This window comes from uncultured Microscilla sp. (assembly GCF_947493425.1).
Lineage (GTDB): Bacteria > Bacteroidota > Bacteroidia > Cytophagales > Microscillaceae > Microscilla.
In genome coordinates this window covers 1-375 of sequence record NZ_CANLRP010000540.1, presented here as the reverse complement: position 1 = coordinate 375, position 375 = coordinate 1, and the positions used below count along the sequence as shown (strand labels likewise).

1 protein-coding gene is annotated in these 375 nt (G+C 40.3%); it reads right to left on the bottom strand.

Translation table 11 applies throughout. From position 1 onward, the window contains the following. The coding region (locus Q0954_RS34620) for a hypothetical protein (protein WP_299466834.1) at nucleotides 1–273 on the bottom strand (273 nt) is incomplete at its 3' end. Nucleotides 274–375 lie beyond the last annotated feature (102 nt).

Here is a 375-nt window from a genome sequence, read left to right as displayed (position 1 = left end):
GACAAAACCTTTGGTAAAACTTATTTTGTCCAGAGAGGGGTGACTGCTGTCTGCTTCTTTCAAAGCAAGGGTGTCCAATTCCTGAGCGTTCAGGATAAACTCATCCAGCATTTTTTGTAAAGCAGCTTTGTCGGTAGCTGCTGCCTTGATTACCCCGGCCTGAAACCCAGCGATAAAGTCTGCCTGATTGAGTCGATATGGGAGTTGTTTTCGGTCAAAATATCTTTGATACATTTTAAATTTTTCAAGGGCGATATGCGCTAAATTTTCCATTGGTATTGAATCTTTTGGTTTACTATTTTAATTATTATGACACAAAACACGACTAATTGCGCACCCTTAGCAACTCGCTCTTGCCCAGGATATTATGATGTA